Origin of the sequence: Streptomyces sp. NPDC059900 (assembly GCF_050270335.1) — a bacterium.
GTDB lineage: Bacteria > Actinomycetota > Actinomycetes > Streptomycetales > Streptomycetaceae > Streptomyces.
In genome coordinates this window covers 1-4,368 of sequence record NZ_JBNNJZ010000633.1, presented here as the reverse complement: position 1 = coordinate 4,368, position 4,368 = coordinate 1, and the positions used below count along the sequence as shown (strand labels likewise).

Sequence of the window (4,368 nt, the reverse complement as noted above, 5' to 3'; positions counted from 1 at the left end):
GGGCTTCAGGACCGTCCGTACGTAGGTGTAGTCGGGGAAGCCTCCGGGCGCCGCCGCGGCCGTGCCCGCCGTGGTGGTGCCGAGCGCCAGGGCGGTGCCGGTGGCGGCGGCCCCGCGCAGGAAGACGCGGCGCGGGAAGGGGGAGCGGTTCTCGGGGGCGTGGTGTGTGCCGGAGTTCTGTGCGTCGTGCTGCGGCTCGTTCATGTGTGTTCTCCGTCCCGGGAGTCGGATGTCAGAGGTAGGTGGCGGCGGTGACGCAGAATCCGCCGAGGGCGACCGCCCACACGTAGGGCAGGGTGCGCACCATGACCTGCTGCGGGCCGACGCCCGCGTACTGGGCGCTCCACACGGTCTGGGTGCTGGTGGGGTCTGCGACGCCGAAGACCTGGTTGTAGGAGGCGGCGAGGCCCAGCACGGCGACGGCGGGGTAGATGCCGGCGGCGATGAGGACGCCCGCGATGCCCGCGCCCAGGCCGTAGACGTTCAGCGGCCCGCGGTAGAGGCACAGCGGCACAAGGAGCGTGAAGACCAGGACGAACAGCACCGGGTTCTGCGGGCTGACGGCCTTGACCAGGGGTTCGAGGGCTTCGATGGCGCCCGGCAGCTTCACCGCGGCGAGCAGGATGCCGATGGCGATGAACAGCGCGATCGGAGGTGCGGCGACCTCGAAGCCGCCGTAGAGGGTGCGCAGCAGCCGCTTGTTCATGTCGCGCGGCCGGGTGGTGGTGACCAGGGCGTAGAGCACACCGGCGAGCAGCGAGGGGATGATGGCCAGCTCGAAGCCGAGCGCCAGGATCAGCGGCACGACAGGGGTGAGCAGCGCGTACCACGGTGCGTCGCCGAGCCGCTCGCGGCGCGAACGCCGTTTGTCGGGGGCCGTCTTGAGCGCCCATGTGTGCTCGACCCCGCGGCGGCGGGACTCGACGAGCACGAAGGCGACGGCGGCGACCAGGGCCAGCGGGAACAGCTTGATCATGAAGCCGCGCACGGTCGGGACGGGCAGGTCGAGGGCGGTGGAGAAGAACTGCCAGATGGGCAGTTCGAAGGGCACACCGACGGCGATGCCCATCAGGATGGTGCCCGCCGCGGTGACCTTGGGGATGCCCACGGCGACCATCGCCGGGATACCGATGATGCCGGCCAGCATGGCGGCGGGGGCCGAGCCGGTGACCGTACCGATCAGCGCGGAGACGGCGAGCACGCCGAGCGCGACGACGGTGGGCCGGTCGCCGCCGAACTCCACGATCTTGCGGACGATGGTCCCTGCGATGCCGGTCTCGTCCAGGAGCTTGCCCAGCCACGAGCCGAGCAGCACCGCGATCATCGTCGAGGCGAGCATCGGGGCGCCCTCCTGGAGGACGGTGTCGAAGACGCTCTCCTTGCCGGTCAGCGGCGCGCCGGCGACCAGCGCGATGACGACACCGAGGAGGACCAGGGCGAAGGCGGTGGGGAGTTTGCGGGTGAGCATCGCTGCGACACCCACCGCCATGACGATCAGGATGACAACGCCCATGGCGCTACTTCTCTCTGTGGGTCACGGCGTCGGCGAGCGCGGCCGTGAGAAGAAGGGGGCTGCGGCCGAGACCGCACACGGTCCGGGCGTGGGCGTGGGCGGCGATCTCCTCGGCGCCCGCCACATGCCCGTACAGCCGGAAGCGTCCCGCGCGCAGGACGACATGGCCCAGGGCCCGCTTCAGGGCGTCCTTCGCCGGGCCGTGGTGCAGGTGTTCGTGCACGGATTCGTGGGCGAGGGCCGCCGCGCGCACGGAGCCGGGCGGATACCAGTGCCGCCAGCCGCGTTCGTCGATCAGCGCCTCGGCCGCGGCGAGGGTGTCGGTGCAGAGCTCCACCGTCGGCGTGGGCCGTGAGGTGTAGCGGGCGAGCAGGCCGCGCTCCAGGCCGTCGGCGCGCTCGACGATCCTCGCGCGGCACGGCATGGGGGCGAGGGCGGCGCCGAACTCCTCGGCCGTGCGCGCCCAGTGCCTCAGCAGTTGCGGATCGCGGCCCTCGTGGGTGGGCGTCGCGGCAAGGAACCGGACCGCGTGGTCGAGGTCGTCGACGGCTTCCGGCACCGGGGCCGTGGGGGCGCTCATATGCGGACCTCGATGACGGCGATGACCGGCTCGTCGGCGGCGCGCGCGTCCAGTTCGCTGCGGGCGAGCGCGAGCAGCGGCCCGGGATCGAGCACGCCCGACAGGTCCGCGATCCGCGAGCCGAGCAGCAGCCGCACGGCGGGCGCCCGGACACCGCCGTCGCCGTACGAGGTGGTCTCGCGCACCAGCTTCGCCAGCACGTCGGGGGCGTCGGCGACCCGGGTGGTCTCCACACGGGCGTCGGGGACGTGCAGGCGGATGACTCCGTCGGCGTCGACGACCCGTACCGGGTTCCGGGTGGCGCGCAGGGTGCGGCGCACCTCGGTGCCGTACACGGTGTGGGCGGAGGTCTTGGCCAGGACGGTGACCCGGGATGCGTCAGTCTTGAGGCTTGCTGCCGCCGTGCTCAGCCGCTCCGCCTCGTCGGCCCGGTGCGCCCGGTCCCGGGTGCGCAGTTCGGTGGCGCCGGTGGCCACGGCGCGCACGGTGCTGGTCTGCGGGTCGACGGTGACCTCGACCTCGACTCCCTCGGCGGCGGCGCCCTGCGCGATGACGGCCGCCTCCGCCTCGGCGCGCACGGCGAGGATCTGCTCCTGCCCGGCTCCGGGAATGGTGCGCTCGATCTGCTCGCGTACGAGCGCGAGCGCCACCCCGATCGGGCTGATCACCTCGCTGTGCCGGGCGATGCGCCCCTCCAGGCCGCTGGCTTCGGCCAGGTGCGGGGTGACGGACGCGGCGCCGCCGCCTCCGCCGACGAGCAGGGCGGTGTCCTTGTCGAGCCGGTAGTCGCGGATCATCGTGTCGACGACCTTCTTGACCTGGCTCGTTCCCGCGTCGAGCAGCCGTCCGGCGGCGGTGGCGACGTCCACGCCGAGGGCTGCGGCGAGCGGGGCAAGGGCCGCCCCGGCGACCTCCTGGTCGCTGCGGGCGAAGTCGCCCTCGGGGACTCGTCCCAGCGCGTTGGCCGCGCAGGTCATGGTGAGCGCGAAGCGTCCGCCCGCCGCGTCGAGCACCGCGTAGTCCTCGGGGTCGTCGGCCATCGGGCGGATGGTCGTGAGCCTGGCGTCGCGCAGGTCGTCCAGGGTCGCGAAGCACGCGTAGGGCAGCCCGGCGATGTGGGCGCTGCGCGGCCCGACCCCGGTCACCTTGCCGCCGCTGATGCGCACCATGGAGCCGCCGCCGACTCCGACGGTGCGTACGTCCAGGGCGTTGAGGTAGGACTTCTTGCCCAGGATCGTGGCGTGCTGGACGGCCACCTTGCCGCGCCGCACGACGCTGATGTCGGTGGAGGTGCCGCCGGTCTCCAGGAACACGCCCTCGCTGATCCGTTCCTGCATCAACGCCCCCGCCACGCCTGCCGCGGGGCCCGAAAGGACCGTGAGCAGCGGCCTGCGCCGCATTTCGTCTAGGGACATCACACCGCCGTCGCAGCGCATCACCATCAGCGGCGAGTCGACCCCGGCCTTGGTGATGGAGCTGTCGACGAGATCGGCGGTGGCCAGCATGCGCGGCAGGATCGCCGCGTTGACCACGGCCGTACGGGTGCGCTTGTGCAGCCCGTACAGCGAGGTGATCTCGTGGGCGGCCGTCAGCGGAAGCCCCGCGGAGCGGGCCGCGGCCACGACGGCCTGCTCGCCCTCGGGCCGGTCCACGCTGAACGGCTCGGTGGCCACGAGGACTTGGGCGCCGTCCCGCACCAGGGTGTCGGCGGCGCGTCGCACCGACTCCGCGTCGTCGGGGTCGGCGACATGGGCGTAGGCGAGCGGAAGGCTCTTGCCCGGGGTGAGTTCGAGCTTGCCGAGCGCGGCGAGCCTGCGGGTGAGGGCGGCTGCGGCGCCGCCGCCGATGCCGATCAGGCCGACGGTGGCGACATCGCCCTCCAGCAGGGCGTTGGTAGCCTGTGTCGTGCCGTGCGCCAGAAAAGCGACGTCCTGCGGTGCGCGGCCGGTCTCTTCCAGCAGACGGTCGAGGGCTTCCACGATGCCGTGGGCCACGCCGTCCTCGTGATGGTGGCTGGTGGGGACCTTCACCTGTCCCAGGAGTTCCAGGGTCGTGGCGTCGACTGCCACGGCGTCGGTGAAGGTTCCGCCCACGTCGATGCCGACGCGGATGCGGTGGGTGGTCATTGGTTGGGCACCTCCTTGTGCGGGTTGGCGGTGCGCGGGCGGGCCCGGTGGGAAAGGTGGTCCTGAACACCCCCGCAAGAGAGAGAGCCGTGGGGGGGCTGTGGGAGTTGTCTGATTAACAAAACCAAGCGCCGGAGCCTGATGAGCAA

3 protein-coding genes and 1 pseudogene are annotated in these 4,368 nt (G+C 72.4%); all 4 read right to left on the bottom strand.

Going from position 1 to position 4,368, the window contains the following annotated elements; all coding sequences use genetic code 11:
• Positions 1 to 204: pseudogene (locus tag ACQKIP_RS40850) on the bottom strand (hypothetical protein); the annotation flags it as partial.
• 28 nt (positions 205 to 232) lie between these two features.
• Positions 233 to 1,513, bottom strand: a complete 1,281-nt coding sequence (locus ACQKIP_RS40845; RefSeq protein WP_365864528.1) for a TRAP transporter large permease subunit — start codon at positions 1,511 to 1,513, stop codon at positions 233 to 235.
• 4 nt (positions 1,514 to 1,517) lie between these two features.
• Positions 1,518 to 2,093, bottom strand: a complete 576-nt coding sequence (locus ACQKIP_RS40840; protein WP_365864530.1) for a hypothetical protein — start codon at positions 2,091 to 2,093, stop codon at positions 1,518 to 1,520.
• Complete coding sequence (locus ACQKIP_RS40835; RefSeq protein WP_365864532.1) at positions 2,090 to 4,219, bottom strand: hydantoinase/oxoprolinase family protein; 2,130 nt, start codon at positions 4,217 to 4,219, stop codon at positions 2,090 to 2,092. The genes ACQKIP_RS40840 and ACQKIP_RS40835 overlap by 4 nt, the downstream gene beginning before the upstream one ends.
• Between the last annotated feature and the right edge of the window lie 149 nt (positions 4,220 to 4,368).

Coding starts and splice junctions, on each gene's coding strand:
- ACQKIP_RS40845 (WP_365864528.1), bottom strand. CDS start 1,513: ATGGGCGTTGTCATCCTGATCGTCATGGCGGTGGGTGTCGCAGCGATG.
- ACQKIP_RS40840 (WP_365864530.1), bottom strand. CDS start 2,093: ATGAGCGCCCCCACGGCCCCGGTGCCGGAAGCCGTCGACGACCTCGAC.
- ACQKIP_RS40835 (WP_365864532.1), bottom strand. CDS start 4,219: ATGACCACCCACCGCATCCGCGTCGGCATCGACGTGGGCGGAACCTTC.